Annotated in this window: 25 protein-coding genes; 12 read left to right on the top strand and 13 right to left on the bottom strand. The window is 60.0% G+C overall.

Translation table 11 applies throughout. From position 1 onward, the window contains the following. Positions 1–18: 18 nt before the first annotated feature. A complete protein-coding gene (locus tag DXY04_RS09975) occupies positions 19–1,383 on the top strand; it encodes a 1-acyl-sn-glycerol-3-phosphate acyltransferase (RefSeq protein WP_115161944.1) in 1,365 nt (454 codons plus the stop codon). Here the strand turns inward: DXY04_RS09975 and DXY04_RS09970 are convergent, their stop codons facing one another. Further along, complete coding sequence (locus DXY04_RS09970) at positions 1,384–2,139, bottom strand: metal ABC transporter ATP-binding protein (protein ID WP_115161943.1); 756 nt, start codon at positions 2,137–2,139, stop codon at positions 1,384–1,386. Next, entirely contained in the window at positions 2,139–3,017 is an 879-nt protein-coding gene (locus DXY04_RS09965; protein ID WP_198409845.1) for a metal ABC transporter substrate-binding protein, read from the bottom strand. Before DXY04_RS09965 ends, DXY04_RS09970 begins: the two co-directional genes overlap by 1 nt. A 188-nt stretch (positions 3,018–3,205) precedes the next feature. Between DXY04_RS09965 and nth the strand changes: the two genes are divergently transcribed. Further along, positions 3,206–3,859 carry an endonuclease III gene (gene nth / locus DXY04_RS09960; protein WP_115161941.1) on the top strand — a complete coding sequence of 218 codons (654 nt, stop codon included), beginning with the start codon at positions 3,206–3,208 and terminating at the stop codon, positions 3,857–3,859. Here nth and DXY04_RS09955 read toward each other — a convergent pair whose 3' ends face one another. Beyond that, positions 3,860–4,144: a 2Fe-2S iron-sulfur cluster-binding protein gene (locus DXY04_RS09955; protein WP_006849985.1), complete on the bottom strand. Its 285-nt coding sequence runs from the start codon at positions 4,142–4,144 to the stop codon at positions 3,860–3,862. It lies immediately after the preceding gene. A 402-nt stretch (positions 4,145–4,546) separates the two neighbouring features. On the opposite strand from DXY04_RS09955, the gene DXY04_RS09950 reads away from it, so the two are divergent. Together DXY04_RS09950 and DXY04_RS09945 are read left to right on the top strand one after the other, a co-directional pair. Further along, positions 4,547–4,795: a DUF1651 domain-containing protein gene (locus DXY04_RS09950; RefSeq protein WP_114989376.1), complete on the top strand. Its 249-nt coding sequence runs from the start codon at positions 4,547–4,549 to the stop codon at positions 4,793–4,795. 179 nt (positions 4,796–4,974) lie between these two features. Then, positions 4,975–5,238: a hypothetical protein gene (locus DXY04_RS09945; RefSeq protein ID WP_115161940.1), complete on the top strand. Its 264-nt coding sequence runs from the start codon at positions 4,975–4,977 to the stop codon at positions 5,236–5,238. A 404-nt stretch (positions 5,239–5,642) separates the two neighbouring features. On the opposite strand, the gene DXY04_RS09940 is transcribed toward DXY04_RS09945, so the two are convergent. Continuing rightward, complete coding sequence (locus DXY04_RS09940) at positions 5,643–6,233, bottom strand: nucleoside kinase (protein ID WP_115161939.1); 591 nt, start codon at positions 6,231–6,233, stop codon at positions 5,643–5,645. A gap of 170 nt (positions 6,234–6,403) precedes the next feature. On the opposite strand from DXY04_RS09940, the gene DXY04_RS09935 reads away from it, so the two are divergent. Beyond that, on the top strand, positions 6,404–6,646 hold the full coding sequence (locus DXY04_RS09935; RefSeq protein ID WP_170951399.1) for a hypothetical protein: 243 nt from the start codon (positions 6,404–6,406) through the stop codon (positions 6,644–6,646). 48 nt (positions 6,647–6,694) lie between these two features. Next, positions 6,695–8,107, top strand: a complete 1,413-nt coding sequence (locus DXY04_RS09930) for a serine hydrolase (protein WP_115161938.1) — start codon at positions 6,695–6,697, stop codon at positions 8,105–8,107. Between the two features lie 15 nt (positions 8,108–8,122). Here DXY04_RS09930 and DXY04_RS12380 read toward each other — a convergent pair whose 3' ends face one another. Both DXY04_RS12380 and DXY04_RS11860 read right to left on the bottom strand, forming a co-directional pair. Continuing rightward, on the bottom strand, positions 8,123–8,311 hold the full coding sequence (locus DXY04_RS12380; protein WP_115161937.1) for a hypothetical protein: 189 nt from the start codon (positions 8,309–8,311) through the stop codon (positions 8,123–8,125). Positions 8,312–8,334: 23 nt separating this feature from the next. Next, a complete protein-coding gene (locus DXY04_RS11860) occupies positions 8,335–8,526 on the bottom strand; it encodes a hypothetical protein (RefSeq protein WP_136975391.1) in 192 nt (63 codons plus the stop codon). 97 nt (positions 8,527–8,623) lie between these two features. Between DXY04_RS11860 and DXY04_RS09920 the strand changes: the two genes are divergently transcribed. Further along, positions 8,624–8,875: a hypothetical protein gene (locus DXY04_RS09920; protein WP_115161936.1), complete on the top strand. Its 252-nt coding sequence runs from the start codon at positions 8,624–8,626 to the stop codon at positions 8,873–8,875. A 488-nt stretch (positions 8,876–9,363) separates the two neighbouring features. Here the strand turns inward: DXY04_RS09920 and DXY04_RS09910 are convergent, their stop codons facing one another. Beyond that, positions 9,364–9,729 (bottom strand): hypothetical protein, encoded by a 366-nt coding sequence (locus DXY04_RS09910; protein WP_115161935.1) that lies wholly within the window; start codon positions 9,727–9,729, stop codon positions 9,364–9,366. Between DXY04_RS09910 and DXY04_RS09905 the strand changes: the two genes are divergently transcribed. Next, positions 9,729–10,115 (top strand): DCC1-like thiol-disulfide oxidoreductase family protein, encoded by a 387-nt coding sequence (locus DXY04_RS09905; protein ID WP_115161934.1) that lies wholly within the window; start codon positions 9,729–9,731, stop codon positions 10,113–10,115. The genes DXY04_RS09910 and DXY04_RS09905 overlap by 1 nt on opposite strands. Positions 10,116–10,263: 148 nt before the next feature. Then, positions 10,264–10,485, top strand: coding sequence for a hypothetical protein (locus DXY04_RS09900; protein ID WP_244272250.1), 222 nt, complete (start codon positions 10,264–10,266; stop codon positions 10,483–10,485). On the opposite strand, the gene DXY04_RS09895 is transcribed toward DXY04_RS09900, so the two are convergent. After that, positions 10,470–10,763: a hypothetical protein gene (locus DXY04_RS09895; protein ID WP_115161933.1), complete on the bottom strand. Its 294-nt coding sequence runs from the start codon at positions 10,761–10,763 to the stop codon at positions 10,470–10,472. The two genes, DXY04_RS09900 and DXY04_RS09895, sit on opposite strands and share 16 nt — an antisense overlap. Before the next feature lie 317 nt (positions 10,764–11,080). After that, positions 11,081–11,941, bottom strand: coding sequence for an NAD-dependent epimerase/dehydratase family protein (locus tag DXY04_RS09890; protein ID WP_115161932.1), 861 nt, complete (start codon positions 11,939–11,941; stop codon positions 11,081–11,083). Positions 11,942–12,006: 65 nt separating this feature from the next. On the opposite strand from DXY04_RS09890, the gene DXY04_RS09885 reads away from it, so the two are divergent. Beyond that, positions 12,007–12,411 carry a YccF domain-containing protein gene (locus DXY04_RS09885; RefSeq protein ID WP_115161931.1) on the top strand — a complete coding sequence of 135 codons (405 nt, stop codon included), beginning with the start codon at positions 12,007–12,009 and terminating at the stop codon, positions 12,409–12,411. 30 nt (positions 12,412–12,441) lie between these two features. On the opposite strand, the gene DXY04_RS09880 is transcribed toward DXY04_RS09885, so the two are convergent. Continuing rightward, complete coding sequence (locus DXY04_RS09880; RefSeq protein WP_115161930.1) at positions 12,442–12,795, bottom strand: hypothetical protein; 354 nt, start codon at positions 12,793–12,795, stop codon at positions 12,442–12,444. 449 nt (positions 12,796–13,244) lie between these two features. After that, positions 13,245–13,481, bottom strand: a complete 237-nt coding sequence (locus DXY04_RS09875) for a hypothetical protein (protein ID WP_006851383.1) — start codon at positions 13,479–13,481, stop codon at positions 13,245–13,247. Positions 13,482–13,566: 85 nt separating this feature from the next. On the opposite strand from DXY04_RS09875, the gene sodC reads away from it, so the two are divergent. Further along, complete coding sequence (sodC, locus tag DXY04_RS09870) at positions 13,567–14,103, top strand: superoxide dismutase family protein (RefSeq protein ID WP_115161929.1); 537 nt, start codon at positions 13,567–13,569, stop codon at positions 14,101–14,103. A gap of 1 nt (position 14,104) precedes the next feature. Here sodC and DXY04_RS12575 read toward each other — a convergent pair whose 3' ends face one another. Together DXY04_RS12575 and DXY04_RS12260 are read right to left on the bottom strand one after the other, a co-directional pair. Then, positions 14,105–14,239: a hypothetical protein gene (locus DXY04_RS12575; protein WP_255441730.1), complete on the bottom strand. Its 135-nt coding sequence runs from the start codon at positions 14,237–14,239 to the stop codon at positions 14,105–14,107. Between the two features lie 60 nt (positions 14,240–14,299). Continuing rightward, complete coding sequence (locus DXY04_RS12260; protein ID WP_170950615.1) at positions 14,300–14,470, bottom strand: hypothetical protein; 171 nt, start codon at positions 14,468–14,470, stop codon at positions 14,300–14,302. A gap of 112 nt (positions 14,471–14,582) precedes the next feature. On the opposite strand from DXY04_RS12260, the gene DXY04_RS09865 reads away from it, so the two are divergent. Then, complete coding sequence (locus tag DXY04_RS09865; protein ID WP_115161928.1) at positions 14,583–14,849, top strand: hypothetical protein; 267 nt, start codon at positions 14,583–14,585, stop codon at positions 14,847–14,849. The last annotated feature ends 11 nt before the right edge of the window (positions 14,850–14,860 follow it).

Here is a 14,860-nt window from a genome sequence, read left to right as displayed (position 1 = left end):
CGCGCTGCAGTCGGTTCGATGCCTCGCGCCTCCACCCAGAACGCTCGTCCCGCACTGCGCCGGCTGCCCACCCGTCCCAGCCGGATGGTTCAGGCCGTGGTCAGCCGTCTGCTTCCGCTGCTCTTCCGCAGTCAGGGCCTTGAGCTGAGCCACCGTGATGCAGCAGAAGCCCTGGCCGAGGCCTTTGCAGCCCAGCAGTCGGGGGCCTGCAATCTGCTGATCGCCTTTCGGCACCCCAGCACCCGTGATCCAGTGGTGATGGCGGATCTGTTCTGGAACGGCATTCCCCGGGCAGCACGGCGACTCAAGCTGCAGCTGCCAGGACCCATCCAGCTGAGCTTTCTCTACGACCGCGGCATTCCGATCTGGGCTGGCCCGGTGATCGGCTGGCTTTTGCAACGCAGTGGCGGCATCGCCATCCACCGCGGCCGCTTGGATCGCCCAGCGTTGGCCCAGGCCCGCGGGGCTCTGGCCCAGGGGCGCTACCCGCTGGTGGTGGCACCGGAAGGAGCCACCAACAACCTCTCCGGCGAGATGGCGCCCTTGGAGCCGGGAGTGGCCCAGCTGGCGTTCTGGGCCGCAGAGGATCTGGAGAAAGCCAACGACGAGCGGCCGCTGGAGGTGTTGCCCATCGGCATTCACTACAGCTGGAGGCACCCCAACTGGATCGCCCTCGAAGCGCGGTTGGCGACCCTCGAACGCCATCTCGGCATCCCCTCCCCCGACGCCGACTCAGACAATTCAGAGACCAGCACTCGCGACCGGCTGATCCAGATCGGCATGAATCTGCTCAAAGCCCTTGAGCAGCTCGAACGGCTGAAGCCCGATCCAGCTCAGACCTTCAACGAGCGGATTGATGCCTACCGCCGGCATGGCCTGGCCAAAGCCGAGACCCATTTCGGCCTGCGTGCCGTCGGCAATCTTCAGGAACGCTGCCGCCGGATCGAGCAGGCCGCCTGGGATCGGATCTACCGGGAGGGTGTTGATCAGCTCCCGCCGCTGGAGCGGAGCCTGGCGGACTGGGAGGCACGGGAAGCCGACCTGCAACTCACCCGCATGCGACTGGTGGAGCATTTCACCAGCGTGAGTGGTCATTACATCAGTGATCGACCCGACTTTGACCGCTTTGCCGAGATGTTGCTGCTGGTGGAGGAAGCGATCAGCTGGATCGAAGACAAGCCCTGGAAGGGTCAGCCCAGCCTCGGCCCACAAAGGGTGGAGGTGCAGCTCGGACGAGCCTTGCCCGTGCGGCCTCGCCTGAATCAGTACCGCAGCAACCGTCGCGAGGCGATGCAGGTGTTCATGCAAGACCTGGAGCAGGCTCTCGTTGCCCTGATGCCCGACGCATCTCGGGCCATGACGACGGACGCAGGAGAGGTCTGATCAGAATGTCTCCTCCGGGGAGCTGTTGCCCGTCAGCAGATCGGGCGGCACGCCACCGAAAGTCATGGCGAGGTTCTCGGGGGTGAACACCTCTGAGGTTTCCCCGTAGGCCAGCACGGTCTTGTTGATCAGAACCACCAGATCGCAAAAATCACGAACGTGGCCCAGGTCGTGGGTGGAGATCAAGATCGTGCGGCCCTCGTCGCGGAACTGAAGAAACAGCTGGGCCATCAGCTGCTCCGTGCGCACATCAACCCCATTGAATGGCTCATCCAGCAGCAGCACATCAGCGCGCTGGGCGATGGCTCGGGCCAGGAACGTGCGCTTGCGCTGACCACCGGAGAGGGTGCCAAGGGGACGATCGGCCAGCTCCAGCAGATCAACCCGCGTCAAGGCGTCCCGCACAGCCACACGATCGGAGCTGCGGGGAATCCGCAACACATTCATCGCGCCGTAGCGGCCCATCATCACCACATCCCACACCGACACGGGAAACTGGGCATCCACCCCTTCGCTCTGGGGCACATAGGCCACCGCTTGATGACGCTGCGCTTCGGCAACGCTGCTGCCGTTGATCCGGATTCTGCCGCGCGAAGGGCGAACAAACCCAGTGAGAGCCTTGAAGAACGTCGATTTACCGGCACCGTTCATGCCCACCAAACCGCAGATGCAACCGGCTGGCAGGTGCAGGCTGGCGTCGTACAGGGCAACGGTGCCGTTGTAGTCCACACAGAGCTGGTCAGCCTGAATGCGCATCAGCGGTTGCTCTCGGACAGGTCCAGTCCCTTGCGGATCAGACCCACATTGTGCCGCTGCAATTCCAACAGGGTGGGGGCAGGCCCGTCCGGAGGCGAGAGGGAATCCACGTAAAAGGTTCCACCGAATCGCGCCCCTGCCGCCGCTGCCACCTCCCGTTGGGCTTTATCGCTCACGGTGCTTTCACAAAAAATGGCTGGCACCTCGCGCTCTCGCACCGTGTCGATCAACCGTGCCATGCGTTTGGGTGTGATCTCGCTTTCGGCATTCACCGGCCAGAGGTAGGCCTCCTCGAGTCCGTAATCCGCTGCCAGATAAGAGAAGGCTCCCTCGCAACTCACCAGCAGCCGTTGCTGAGCCGGCAGCGCAGCAATCGCCGTGCGCAGCTCCTGATCGAGGGCCTGGAGCTTGGCTTTGTAAGCCGACGCGTTAGCGGCAAAGTCCTCGGTCCCGGCTGGATCGAGTTGGCTGAAGGCCCGCTCCAGATTGTCCACGTAGCCCATCGTGCGCTGGGGGGACATCCAGGCATGGGGATTGGGCTTACCTGAATAGGCGTCCTCTGTGATCAGCAGAGGCTTCATCCCTTCCGAAAGGGTGATGGTGGTCACATCCCCCGCTGCTGCCGTGAAACGCCGGGCCCACAACTCCAGCCCCAACCCGTTCTCAACAATCAGATCCGCCTTGCTGGCGCGCTCGATGTCACTGGGGGTGGGTTGGTATCCGTGGATCTCGGCACCGGGCTTGACGATCGAAGCCACCTGCAACCGATCACCCGCCACGTTGCGGGCCAGATCGGCCAAAACCGTGAAGGTGGTGAGCACCTGGGGGCGTGAATCCGTGCTGGCGTACTGATCTCGGCTGCGGCAGGAGGCCAGCATCACGGCCACCACAACCAGCAGGACTGCTGCCGAACGGTTCCAGTTCAACAGGGGCAATGCGTGCCGACGCGGCCTGATCGAGGATCGCATCATTGGTTCCTAAAACAATCTCGGCGATGGCAGGAAAAGGCTGCAACGAAGCGATGCAATCACCGAAGCGCCAAGATCACCTCACCCACTGAACACCCGTGCGCAGGTCTGAGCGGGTGGAGGTGATTCTGCAGCGCCTCCACGAGCAGTACCCGGAAACACCGATCCCCCTGGATCACAGTGATCCGTTCACCCTGCTGATCGCTGTTCTGCTGAGTGCCCAATGCACCGACAAGAAGGTGAATGAGGTGACGCCGGCGCTGTTTGCCGCTGGGCCAACACCCGCCGCCATGGCAGAACTCGAGGAGGAGCAGATCCTGGCGTTCATCCGGCAGCTCGGGCTGGCCAAAACCAAGGCAAGAAACGTGCGCCGCCTTGCCCAGATTCTGGTGATGGCCTACGACGGCGATGTTCCCCAGAGCTTTGAAGAGCTCGAAGCCTTACCCGGCGTGGGGCACAAGACAGCGAGCGTGGTGATGGCCCAGGCCTTCGGCGTGCCCGCCTTCCCCGTCGACACCCACATCCACCGGCTGGCCCAACGCTGGGGATTGAGCGACGGCAGCAGTGTGGCGCGCACGGAACAGGACCTCAAGCGCCTCTTCCCCAAGGAGCACTGGAACCGCCTGCACCTGCAGATCATCTTCTGGGGCCGTGAGTTCTGCACAGCACGGGGCTGCGACGGAACCGTCTGCCCCATGTGCCGTGAGCTTTATCCGAAACGGCGCCGTCCTGTGATCACCCGCAAGCCCTGATCAAGACAGCAGCTCTTCAGCGTTGGCCTTGATCACGCAATCAGCGGTGGGGTAGCTCACACAAAGGAGGGCAAACCCCTGGCCGATCTGATCATCATCGAGAAAGCTCTGATCGGTCTGATCCACCGAACCACTCACCAAACGGCCGGCGCAGGTGGAACAGGCGCCTGCCCGGCAGGAATAGGGCAGATCCACACCGGCCTCCTCGGCTGCATCGAGGATGTACGTGTCATCAGGGCACGAAAAGCTGGCACCACCCTCGATGCTGATGTTGAAAGAGGCCATGACGAGGAAGATCCTGAAGGGTTGGTAGCTGGATCACCCCATCAGCGCCAAGGCAGCTGGATCCGCACCCTGCTCCTATGAACGTTTGGGGGAGGCGCAGGCGAGGGAACCTGCGCTCGTTCAACTCCCCGAAGCGTTGGCAGTGATGCTCGCGCCTCCGGAATCATCACGCGAATGAGAACAGTTCTTACTAAGCAGTAATGCCTAAAAACGTGCGGATCGATACCCGCCAAAGCGCCATCGTCTTGGACAGTGCATCACGAAAGCAGTGGTGCTTTCCATGCGTCACGAAGGGGGTGGGCTGAGGGGCCTGCTCCTTTTTTTTGGCCTGGGCCTGAACCAGAAGGCCACTTGACCAGCCAAACCCACCACTGCTAGTACTGATGTACTTGCAGCATGGTCATGGGAGAGGGCTGGCTGATTGACAGCGACGACCGCTGGATCTGGCGATTCCATCGCGATCAGAAAGGATGGATCCATGAGCCGAAGGTCTTCATCGACAGAGGCCGGCGCCTGCCTGACGGCCCTCCGCTGCTGAAGGAACGCCGACACCTGCGAAAGGCCGAAGCAGAACAACTCTGGGCGTCCTTGCAGACCCAGGGCTGGAAACGCCTTGCATCTCCGGCCTGGGGCGACGCGGTTGAACTTTGAAACAGGTCGCTGGGGCCAACCGCGAGGCTGTCCATCAGCAACCCCAACCCACGCATCGGATTGGCATGTTGGCTTTGTGAGGAAAAACGCCTCACAGGGTGGAAACAAGGACACACTCCTGCGAGTCGTTTTGGAACCCCTGCCTTTGGCGGGGGTTTCTTTTTGTCTGTAAGGAGCCCATGGAATCGGTCATCAACGAAATCGAGTTCAACTTCGAGCAGACCGTCAGCATTCGAACTGACGTGAAGCTGAGCAAGGACGACGTGAAGCAGATCGTCTCAGAAGCTCCCGCAGAAACCCTGGAGGAGATCGTTTACCAAAGCCTGGTGACCGATGAGCTGTATCTGAGGACGAGGGCCAAGGAGATCGCCGCCAAACTCAAACAAGACGACCTTGAAGTGAACAGAATCGAATACTGGGACGACGAAGGAAACAAGGTCTGAACCTGTCGGCCCTGGGCGGAGCACTACCGGAGGCCTCTGATGAACGAGAGGCCCCTGCTGGCGGAACAGGACCTGCTTGAGCCATGGTGCAAGAAGGTGCCTTTGAAGGCTGTTGCGCACTCAACGTCAGCTTCGCCAGCAGGTGCTGGCTCAGTCCCCGGCCGGCAAGCCCCGATCCTTGATGGATTTCCGCTGGGCGCTATCAGAACCTTTAGGCCCTAACCCTGCGTCAGCCAAGCAAAGAGCAGCGGTTGTTTCGACGCAACAAGCTGCACCGGGTCGATGGATGACCAAAATCTCGCGCCTGTTGTCTCGCCCTAAAAAGCAGACTCGCTGATCGAATTAGCCTCGATAGACAGGCCTACGCAGAAACAAGCCACTGAGGCTGATCAACGCTTAAGAAGCTATCCAATTCTGCTGAGAATCGGCTCCAGATCAAAGTTGTAGCCCCGAACAACAAGATCTGCGCGGCGCTTCAAGGGGTGAATGAAGCGACGCTCACCCGGGAGCATTTCGCGCAGCATCTGGCGAATCACATAGGAAGCCGGCCTCTGCCTGTCGCGAACATCACGCCAGAGACGCTTGATCAACCTCTGCAGCAGTGGGGTTTCGACGTAAACAACCAGCGAGATGGGCACAGCCTCCAACAGATGTTGCGGCCCGTAGGAGCCTTCCACCAGAACCAGGTCATAGGGCTGCTGCAACAACCTGGAGCTCACCCTGCGGCTGCGCATGTCGTAGCTGCGCAACGCGTTCAACTGGCGGTAGCGAACAGCGCTGAGCTGCAACCTCAGCTGGTCCGCGTCAATGGCATCCACCGTGTCAAAGCCATAGCGCGAGCTGGGCGACCAACCACAGCGGTAGTAGTCGTCGCAGGCGATCAGCAGGGGATGACGCCCCCTGGCACGCAGCTGCTCGGCCAGACGGGCGGCCAGGGTTGTCTTGCCGGCCGCAGACGGCCCGCAGATGCACACCAGAGGAACTGCCCCAGACAAGCGCTGCCTTCATCCAGAACCATGCTGACAACGCACCGCCAAAGGAAGCAGAAAAAACAGTAGCCGTTGATACCAATTGGAGCTAGGGTGTGGTCACGTTGAGCCTCATCAACAGGCCGCAGTCAGATCCGCGCCAGGCAACGGGGGCGTGGGCACCGCGCAAGAGAGAGATGAACACCCTTCAACTGATCAAGGCACGGACTGTGCGCAATCAGGCCATCGAAACGGCCAAAACCCAGATGGCACGGGCCTACCGCCGCCAAGGCCATACCGACCGGGTGCACACCCCGGTGGGAAGCAAAGCCAAGGTGCTGCGCTATCGCGGCGTCGCCTACGAACCGATCGACCCACAACAGCACCCAAGCGGTGGGCGTGAACTGCGTTACCGCGGCGTCAGCTACGACGTGTACTGAAGCCAGCGTTCCATCCATGATTGAAGCGGGGACCCCCCCGCTTTTTTCATGGCCGTTGAGGGTGACAAAGCAAGGGTGACAAAGCAGCAGTGGCGGACGGTGGTGATCTCCATAGCGGCCGTGGCCTTCAGCGCCACAGCAGGCCTGGAACCTCCGCTGCGCAACCTGATCACGTTCGCCAGGGCGGGTGCGAGTTTCAGCGCTAAGCAGCTCTGCAGCAGCGTGCTGATGGCTGGAATGGATCCAGACCAGGTGCTCAACGAAGATCTGGCCGCCGGCCAGGGGATGATCCACACCCGGATCAAACCAAACGCTGGACGCGTTGAAGCCAGCGCCCTGTTCGGGCTGATTCGTGCTGAAGCGATTCAGAACGGCGAACGGGGCTGCACCTGGCAGATCGATAGGCATCCAAAACCCCGGCTGCCCAAGCCAAACCAGCCTGACTCCGCGACGCCCCATCCCATTGGCTCTGCCTGGCCCCTGAGCGACACAGCCGCCGCAGAACCGCCGGAGATCGATGAGCAGGCACTGAAGGACGCTCTCGATCGCGCCTTTGAGGAGAACGAGTCGCTCACACCCAAACGCACCCGCGCCGTTGTGGTGGTGCAGAACGGCTGGGTGATCGCCGAGCGCTACGCCCAAGGCATCCAGCCCGACATGCCACTGATTGGCTGGTCGATGAGCAAAAGCATCACCCATGCCCTGATCGGACGGGCCATCCAGGAAGGGCTTCTGGATCCAGGCAAGCCACCGAAGGTGCCTGAATGGAGTGATCCGCAGGATCCACGCCAAAGGATCAGCCTGGATCAGCTGCTGCGCATGAACAGCGGACTGGCTTTCGAGGAATCGACGGGAACACTGAACTCGGACCTGGTGCGGATGCTGACCCAGCAAGCCGACATGGCAGGGTTCGCCGCCAGCAAACCCCTCAGCAAAAAACCGGGAAAAAAGTGGAGCTATTCATCCGGAACCACCAACATCCTCAGCCGGATCCTCAGACACGCCATCGATGACGATCAGCTCTACTGGAGCTTTCCCAAGCAGGCATTGTTCGGGCCTCTCGGGATGACAACTGCAGTTGTCGAAAGCGACAACAGCGGAACCTTGGTGGGCTCATCCCTGGTATGGGCCAGCGGCCGCGATTGGGCCCGGTTTGGCCAGTTGTACCTGGATCAGGGCAGCTGGAACGGTAAGCAACTTCTGCCCGCAACCTGGGTTCAGCAGGCACGGACGGCATCGCGGGGATCCAAACAGGCCTATGGCGCGCACTGGTGGCTCAGCCGCCGCAAATCAAGGCCCGACCTACCCAATGGCAGCTATTCAGCTGAGGGCTATCAGGGACAACTTCTTCTGGTGGCTCCATCCCAGCGCGCGGTGATCGTGCGACTGGGACAGACACCCAAAAAGCCGGGATTTGATGCCAATGCTTTCGGGGCTGATGTTCTCTCAGCCCTTCGATGAAGCGAACGGCAGGGCTCAGTTCTCGTCGCCGCCCTTGGGAACGAACGCCTGGGATGCTGCAACGAGAAGTCCGGTGATCAACAGGGCCGGAAGAATGACAGTCGGACCGCCTGGAGCTGTCTGGGAGGCGAACAACAGCATGGTCTGGCAATAAAAACCACTGATAACCCTGGCAGAACAGGGGGCAAACAGCGACTCCTGCAAATGTTTGTCGCAGAGACCAAGGTTCAGCAGATCACGACGGGAAAGAGAAAAAGCTCGCCCTGCACGGCATCACAGGCTCGAACAGCAGTGGTGGGCCTGGCACGAGGCTTCGCCACCGCCGAGGCTGCCGCCGGAAACGCCTTGCGGGGTCGAATCAAGGAATGACGCATCCACTCGTCAGCGCGGAAGGTGGCGTATGGAGAACTCGCAGCCATGGGTTTCGGAGCAGTACATCTGTTTTAGTGCGCATGTACTACAGCGTCAACCCAGGGCCTCTCCGCAACAATCACGGGAACCACCGCCCATCCGCAGGTGACGCAACAGGACGATGCCATCGGCAGCCGCTTGAGCCGGATCGAAGCTCGGCTGGCCAGGATTGAAGAGCTTCTGGTCAGCACGGGAGCTGGTGAAGGTCAGAACCCATCAGCAACGCAGGAACAGTGCTACGAGGCATGGATCCAATATCTGAACAACGCCCCTGAGGCCGTCGAAGCTCACCTCACCGCCCACGAGATGGCCGCCCTAAAAGCCTCCATCAACGCCCAAGTTCCAAGCGATTCGTAGAGTTATACACAGCTTTTCCACAGGGCCAAAACAGCTGATCCTGGCGAGCACAGTGGTTTTGGCCACCGGCGTGGAAAACAAGCTTCAGATGCTCGGCAGTCCCTGGCAGATCCTGCCGCTCAATGTGAAGAATGCTGTGCTGGCCATTGTTTTCAAGCAACAAATGCATCAGTGATTTCGAAGACGCCTCAAGTGGCAACGAAGCGCTCCCTGCTGTGAACGAAGCAAGCAATCCTCAGGAGAAGCTTCAGGGCACCGATCCGCCAGAGGGGTCGGTTGAAAAACTGTGGAAAAACAAAAGATTCTGTTGTGATCACTGCAGACAGCCGGGAGACGTCCATTTCCGGGTGATCACCGCCCAACTCGCGGACTGGATCCTGGTGTGCGAAACCTGCTGGCCGAACTTTCGCGAAAAAGCTGGTTATCGCTATGGAGGAACCCGCAAGGCCAACCGTCGCAAGCGAAAACGGCGGTAGCTGGAGGAAGGCTCAGATCAGTTCACATTGGTGGCGAATCACCGTGCCGCGGCGTTCCCAAAATTCCGGCGCTGATTGATCAACGACCCGCCACCACCAACGGCCATCGGTGTAACTGGGGGCACCTGCATTGTTGGTGCGCGGTAGTTGCAACTCCACATCGCCCCAGCGCAACAGAACTCCGTCCCCCGGCAGGGTTCCGTCCAACGTGTTGGGAATGCCTTCCGCCAACCCGGTGAGATCAACGGCTCCCCGAGTGATCTCAACACTGAGCCGATCCCCATCGCAGATCCAATCTGCCGATGACGGCTGGGGAGCCAGCAGCAGGCAGAGCATCAACAACGCCAGGCCCAGGCCCTTCGCGACAGAATTCAGCAATGCTGTTGACCCTCATCTACGACGGCGGATGCCCATTCTGTCGAGAGTTCGCCCTCCGCAGTGAGCTCCAGGCGGGTGTTCCCAACCTGCGCATTATTGACGGGCGCGCCGATCACACGATCCGTCGCGAGCTCAATGCCCTCGGCCTGCCTCTGCGCAATGGCGCCGTGCTGATCGAAGGGGAGCAGACGTGGCATGGCAGCGAAGCCATTGCGGAACTCAGCCGGCGCATGAACCCCAGCGATCCCCTGCTCGGACTGCTGGCCAAGCTGTTCAGTGACAACCAACGTTCAGCACTGGCTTATCCAGCCCTGTTGGCAGCCCGGCGCCTGGCCCTCGCCACCCGCGGGCTGAGCGTTGACCCGGATCAAGCTCGATCACGCTGACGCAATGAGCCAAAACACGGGTGGTCACAAGCGATACCCCTGAACTACGGTCGAAGCATGCCTAAAGATTCTCTTAAGCATCGATCCTGATCCCTTTGTTCCTGACGCGCTGAGCCATCAGCAACTCAACGCCTTGCTGAAAGCGGCGATGGACACATCCGCCGTTCCTGAAGGGCGGCTAAGCGATGACGAACTGCTCCGCGCAGCATTGAGTGCATGGGCCGACCAAACCCAGGAGTTGCTGCGCTGGATCGAAGGACAAGGCGATGCAGTGAGCGACACGCGATCGCCCAAGCAGGTGATGGCGCTAGGAAGTTTTCGCACCCATCTGGTGATGGGCCTCAAGGCCCTTCGTTATTCCGAAGGCTGAGCCCGCTGCTCTTCCCGACGGGCATCACAACACTCCTCGAGAACGGAAAGAAACTGTTCCGGCTCCGGTTGATCGTCAAGATCGAAGCGGGTGGCTGTGGTCACCGTGAAGTTGATCCAGGTTTCAACTTCAGGGCCGCCGGATGCCATCACAAGGTCGTAGCAAGCCTGAAAATCTGAATCCGGTGCAAGATCACGCGCCGCATTGATGACGTCGTACAACTGATCCATGGCCTCGGCTTGGGCATCAGCAAAGACGGCACGAATGTGATCCAGCATCAGCAGGCACGCTCAAGCTCAACAACAGAAAGCTCGGCTGTGACGTTGGAGGCTTCGTCTGCAAGCTCAAGAAGTTCTGCGTTGAGCTCGAGCAACATCAAGGCCAAGGAGGACGCAAATTCGATGCAGAACAATTCGTCTTTCACAGCGCCGCCGCGTTGAATGTGGAGGGTCTAATCAACGCAGCAAGTTGAACGTGGATTCCGCAATCCTGCTTTACATCAACAACGAAAAATGAGAAATCGGGGCGCAATCTGTATCGAAAAATCAAATCCGCCGCGAACGTTGAACAGCTTCGCTATGAGGGGGCTGGACCCTCAGGCCGCAACAGGTTCCAGCATGGAGCTGACGCTGGGCTGGAATCCGATTTCACGCAGCCGGGCGTTGCTGACACGGGCATTGAAGATGCGTGCACCGGGGCGATCGTGGTTGTCCCAGATCACTGGGGGCAATCCGAAGTCATCACACAAGGCATTGGAAAGCTGACGCCGGGTGAACTGGAGATCATCCACAAGGTTGTAGATGCCTTGGAGCCGCCGGCCGAAGGCGAAATCCACACCGCGAATGATGTCGTGAAGATGAACCCAGGCATTGATGTGATTGCCGTTCTTGCGAACCGGCTGCCCAGCAGCACTGCGGATGTACGACGGGATGTCCTTGCCAGGACCGTAGATACCACCCAGCCGCAACACACAGGCCTGGGTTGAAGCGTCGTTCAAGGAAAGAACAGACGTCTCGGCGCTGGCCAGAAGAGCATTGGCGTTGTTGGAACAATCCGGAGGGGTCAGCTCATTGCAGATCGCGCCGGCCTGATCGCCATACACCCCTGCACTGCTCAGGTAGGTCACATGCAGCGGTCGACGCCCCTGGCGCTGACGCAGCGCCTCAACAAGGGCCGGCACCGCTTGGCCGTAAACCTTCTCGTACTGATCTTCTTCAAAGGTGGCGGTGGTGGGCGCCATCGCAATCAGAACCCCATCGAGCCGATCCAGGAAACTGGCATCCGCCATCGGATCGCCAGCGCTGTAGAGGCGGGGGTGGTCGACCAGATCGCAGAGTTCAGCCAACCGTCCGAGGCTGGTGGTGGTGCCGACAACCTCATTGCCCTGGCGCCTGAGATGGGTGGCAACAGCGGATCCCACATATCCACAACCCACAATCCCGTAACTGCCCGCCATGCCCGGTCAAACACCTTTTACAGAATTTAACGAACGAGCTTTAAGCCTGCCGTGACAATGGAGACATGATCTCGATGGTCCTCAACCTGCTCTGGGTGGTTCTCGGCGGACTTCCCATGGCTCTGGCCTGGTGGCTGGCCGCGTTGATCTGCGCCATCACTGTCGTTGGCCTGCCATGGGCACGGTCGTGCTGGGTGGTCGGTTGTTTCTCGCTCTGGCCCTTCGGCTCCGAAGCGGTGAGCCGTCGTCAGTTGAGAGGACGAGGTGATCTGGGGACGGGCCCGCTGGGTGCGCTCGGCAATGTGATTTGGTTCCTTGTGGCCGGCTGGTGGCTGGCCCTGGGTCACCTCAGCAGTGCCCTGGCCTGTTTTGTCACAATCATCGGCATTCCCTTCGGCATTCAGCACATCAAGCTGGCTTTGATTGCCCTGGCCCCCGTCGGCATGACGGTGGTGAAATCACGCAACTGATCCAGCAGAGCTGATCAGAACAGCACCTGATCAGAACAGCCACTGAATCAACCAAACCATCGCCAAACCAAGCACGCCGGCCAACAGCAATCCGCCCACCAGAAAGGTGATGGCGGCGGCCAGCCCGATCCTGGCCATGGTGTCTGGATAGAGAAGAAACAGAGTCAGCCCCAGGGCCACAGGCCACAACGGCGGAATCAACAGGCAGACACCCGTGAGGATCATCAGCTTGCGATCACGCTGTTGCTTTGCCTCCACCAGAAGGGCTTCGGCATCCGCTTCACGATTAAGCGCAGCCTGCTCATCGTCACTGAGCCAACGGCCACGAGCCTTGGCACGATCGAGCTCGTCCTCGAGCCGTTCAGCGGGATTGCCCTTGCTCATCGGCTCACCATAAGAAGCAAGGGACCAACTCAAACAAAAAGACCGACCCTCACAATCGATCAGATATAGGTAATTTTATCTAGGTATTTACCCGCCGCAATAATTTCATTGCCCAAAAAAGAAAATCGGCATAGTGTCGCTCTGCGAATCGAGAAAGATGTGCTGAATACAAACCTGGAGCCGCCAAATGCTGGACAAGCTTGCGTCACTGAATCACAAGTGAATGCCTATTTTGAATGCCTGACCCTCTGCAATCTTGATGATGGCAGTTGCTATGAGCAATGCATTCTCGTGCATCTGAAAAACGAGGTTGACGCATGAAAAGCCTGAGCCATCAAACACAAATGAGCTTGGCATCCATTGCCTCAACCGTTGCTGTTGCTCTTCTCGTGATCGGATTTATGGGCATGGCCCAGCACATCAGTGCCAGCCCGCTCTGAAGCAGCTGCTCACTTCTGACGTTTGAAGGTGTAGCAACCACCGTGGTAGCCCGTGAAGGGTTGGGCGTAGGTCACCAATTCCCAACCCTGCTCTCCCAATTCATTCATCAAGCCCACCAGGGTGACATCACGCTGCGGATGACTTCTGGAGATCAGCTGGCGATCATCCAGCCAGAGCTCCTCGATTTCCCCGGTCCACGACTTCCCCCGGGGCACGAAGCGCAACTGGGTGTACTCCCAACGCATCACCAAGCATCAGCTGAACGACGCACCATCTTCACCGCAGACGGCACCAACCGGGGGCGAGAATTCAAGAACACGCTGTTCTGTGATGCGTCGCCTGCTCGCCCAGCTCGTTCTGCTCATCAGCCTGCTCACGCTCACACCGGGCTGGTGCGGAGCCCTGGAGGTGAGCCTGCAACGCATTGATGCCAACGGCATTGGCGAATCGATCGGCAGCGTCACAGCGCAAGACACCGACCAGGGCCTGGTGATTTATCCCGATCTGGCGGGGCTGAGCCCTGGGGAACACGGCTTCCATCTCCACAGCACGGGAAGCTGTGACGTGGGCGAAACCGTCGAGGGCATCGCTGTTGCCGGCTTGGCCGCCGGAGGTCACTGGGACCCTGACGAAACGGGTCAACACCTCGGCCCCTTCGGAAACGGTCACCGGGGCGATCTCAGCAGGCTGGTGGTGGATGACGACGGCAAGACCAACACCAGCGTGGTGGCGCCTCGGCTCAGCACCGCTGACCTGAAGGGGAAAGCCCTGATTGTTCATGCAGGCGGCGACACCTACAGGGACGAGCCCCCCCTCGGTGGAGGTGGAGCACGGGTTGCCTGTGGTGTGGTGCCGGACGAGCGCTGACTCAGCCGTTCACCAGGCGGGCATGGAGGCGACAGACCCTGATGGCCTGAGCGGGTGGCTCCTGACAGAGGGCACCGAGTTCCCTGTTCAGCTGTTGGAACAGGGATAGATCCGCTCCGGGAATTGAGGGAAACACCAGGAACAAACCTGAGGCGATCAAACCGATCACAACATCGCTCCAACTCTTAAGAAAACCCTAAGCCCGCGTCGATTCGGGGTCGTGTTCGTCCCTGCAGACCACGGCCATCAGCGCCTCGATGTGCAACATCAGGCCAGCGCGCCAGGCAGCATCTTCGTCACAGGCCTCGATGGTTTCCACCACGATCGAGCCTCCACGCTCAATGATCAGGTCATAGGCGGGTGGCATCGGAGCGTTGCATTGCCTCCCCATTCAGCAGGTATGGCACGTCCGGCACATCCCCCAGTTGAGGGAGTTCAACGGCAGGAGAACATGATCAAACGCTTGAGCTCTCACAACGTTGTTCAAATCACCCCTGTTTCGGCGCGTCGGGATCTACCTCGTGCTCAGCACCGCTGCTGTCACCGTCGTCAATCAGCTCGAGATTGAACAACAAAGCGCCTATCAGATCTACATCCCGATGTTCATTGGGATCTACATCGTTTCGCGTTGGCTCGACAGTCGGTTCAACAAGGCCTCATCACAGCAGGCCTCTCAACAGCCACAGCCCAACGCAACGCAGGACAAAACCTCACCATCCACAACCGACCGCGGTTTTGGACAGTGAGGTGAAGCGAA

Origin of the sequence: Synechococcus sp. UW86, from assembly GCF_900474085.1 — a bacterium.
Classification (GTDB): Bacteria; Cyanobacteriota; Cyanobacteriia; order PCC-6307; family Cyanobiaceae; genus Parasynechococcus.
This window is presented reverse-complemented; position numbering and strand designations above follow the sequence as displayed.

What these genes read in the sequence shown, in the direction of transcription:
- DXY04_RS09945 (WP_115161940.1), top strand. Translation starts at nt 4,975, where the DNA reads ATGGAATCGGTCATCAACGAAATCGAGTTCAACTTCGAGCAGACCGTC.
- DXY04_RS09975 (WP_115161944.1), top strand. Translation starts at nt 19, where the DNA reads ATGCCTCGCGCCTCCACCCAGAACGCTCGTCCCGCACTGCGCCGGCTG.
- DXY04_RS09905 (WP_115161934.1), top strand. Translation starts at nt 9,729, where the DNA reads ATGCTGTTGACCCTCATCTACGACGGCGGATGCCCATTCTGTCGAGAG.
- DXY04_RS09970 (WP_115161943.1), bottom strand. Translation starts at nt 2,139, where the DNA reads ATGCGCATTCAGGCTGACCAGCTCTGTGTGGACTACAACGGCACCGTT.
- DXY04_RS09965 (WP_198409845.1), bottom strand. Translation starts at nt 3,017, where the DNA reads ATGCTGGCCTCCTGCCGCAGCCGAGATCAGTACGCCAGCACGGATTCA.
- DXY04_RS09885 (WP_115161931.1), top strand. Translation starts at nt 12,007, where the DNA reads ATGATCTCGATGGTCCTCAACCTGCTCTGGGTGGTTCTCGGCGGACTT.
- DXY04_RS09900 (WP_244272250.1), top strand. Translation starts at nt 10,264, where the DNA reads ATGGACACATCCGCCGTTCCTGAAGGGCGGCTAAGCGATGACGAACTG.
- DXY04_RS09955 (WP_006849985.1), bottom strand. Translation starts at nt 4,144, where the DNA reads ATGGCCTCTTTCAACATCAGCATCGAGGGTGGTGCCAGCTTTTCGTGC.
- sodC (WP_115161929.1), top strand. Translation starts at nt 13,567, where the DNA reads ATGCGTCGCCTGCTCGCCCAGCTCGTTCTGCTCATCAGCCTGCTCACG.
- DXY04_RS09875 (WP_006851383.1), bottom strand. Translation starts at nt 13,481, where the DNA reads ATGCGTTGGGAGTACACCCAGTTGCGCTTCGTGCCCCGGGGGAAGTCG.
- DXY04_RS09935 (WP_170951399.1), top strand. Translation starts at nt 6,404, where the DNA reads ATGAACACCCTTCAACTGATCAAGGCACGGACTGTGCGCAATCAGGCC.
- DXY04_RS09880 (WP_115161930.1), bottom strand. Translation starts at nt 12,795, where the DNA reads ATGAGCAAGGGCAATCCCGCTGAACGGCTCGAGGACGAGCTCGATCGT.
- DXY04_RS09895 (WP_115161933.1), bottom strand. Translation starts at nt 10,763, where the DNA reads ATGCTGGATCACATTCGTGCCGTCTTTGCTGATGCCCAAGCCGAGGCC.
- DXY04_RS12260 (WP_170950615.1), bottom strand. Translation starts at nt 14,470, where the DNA reads ATGCCACCCGCCTATGACCTGATCATTGAGCGTGGAGGCTCGATCGTG.
- DXY04_RS09930 (WP_115161938.1), top strand. Translation starts at nt 6,695, where the DNA reads ATGGCCGTTGAGGGTGACAAAGCAAGGGTGACAAAGCAGCAGTGGCGG.
- DXY04_RS09950 (WP_114989376.1), top strand. Translation starts at nt 4,547, where the DNA reads ATGGGAGAGGGCTGGCTGATTGACAGCGACGACCGCTGGATCTGGCGA.
- DXY04_RS09890 (WP_115161932.1), bottom strand. Translation starts at nt 11,941, where the DNA reads ATGGCGGGCAGTTACGGGATTGTGGGTTGTGGATATGTGGGATCCGCT.
- DXY04_RS11860 (WP_136975391.1), bottom strand. Translation starts at nt 8,526, where the DNA reads ATGGCTGCGAGTTCTCCATACGCCACCTTCCGCGCTGACGAGTGGATG.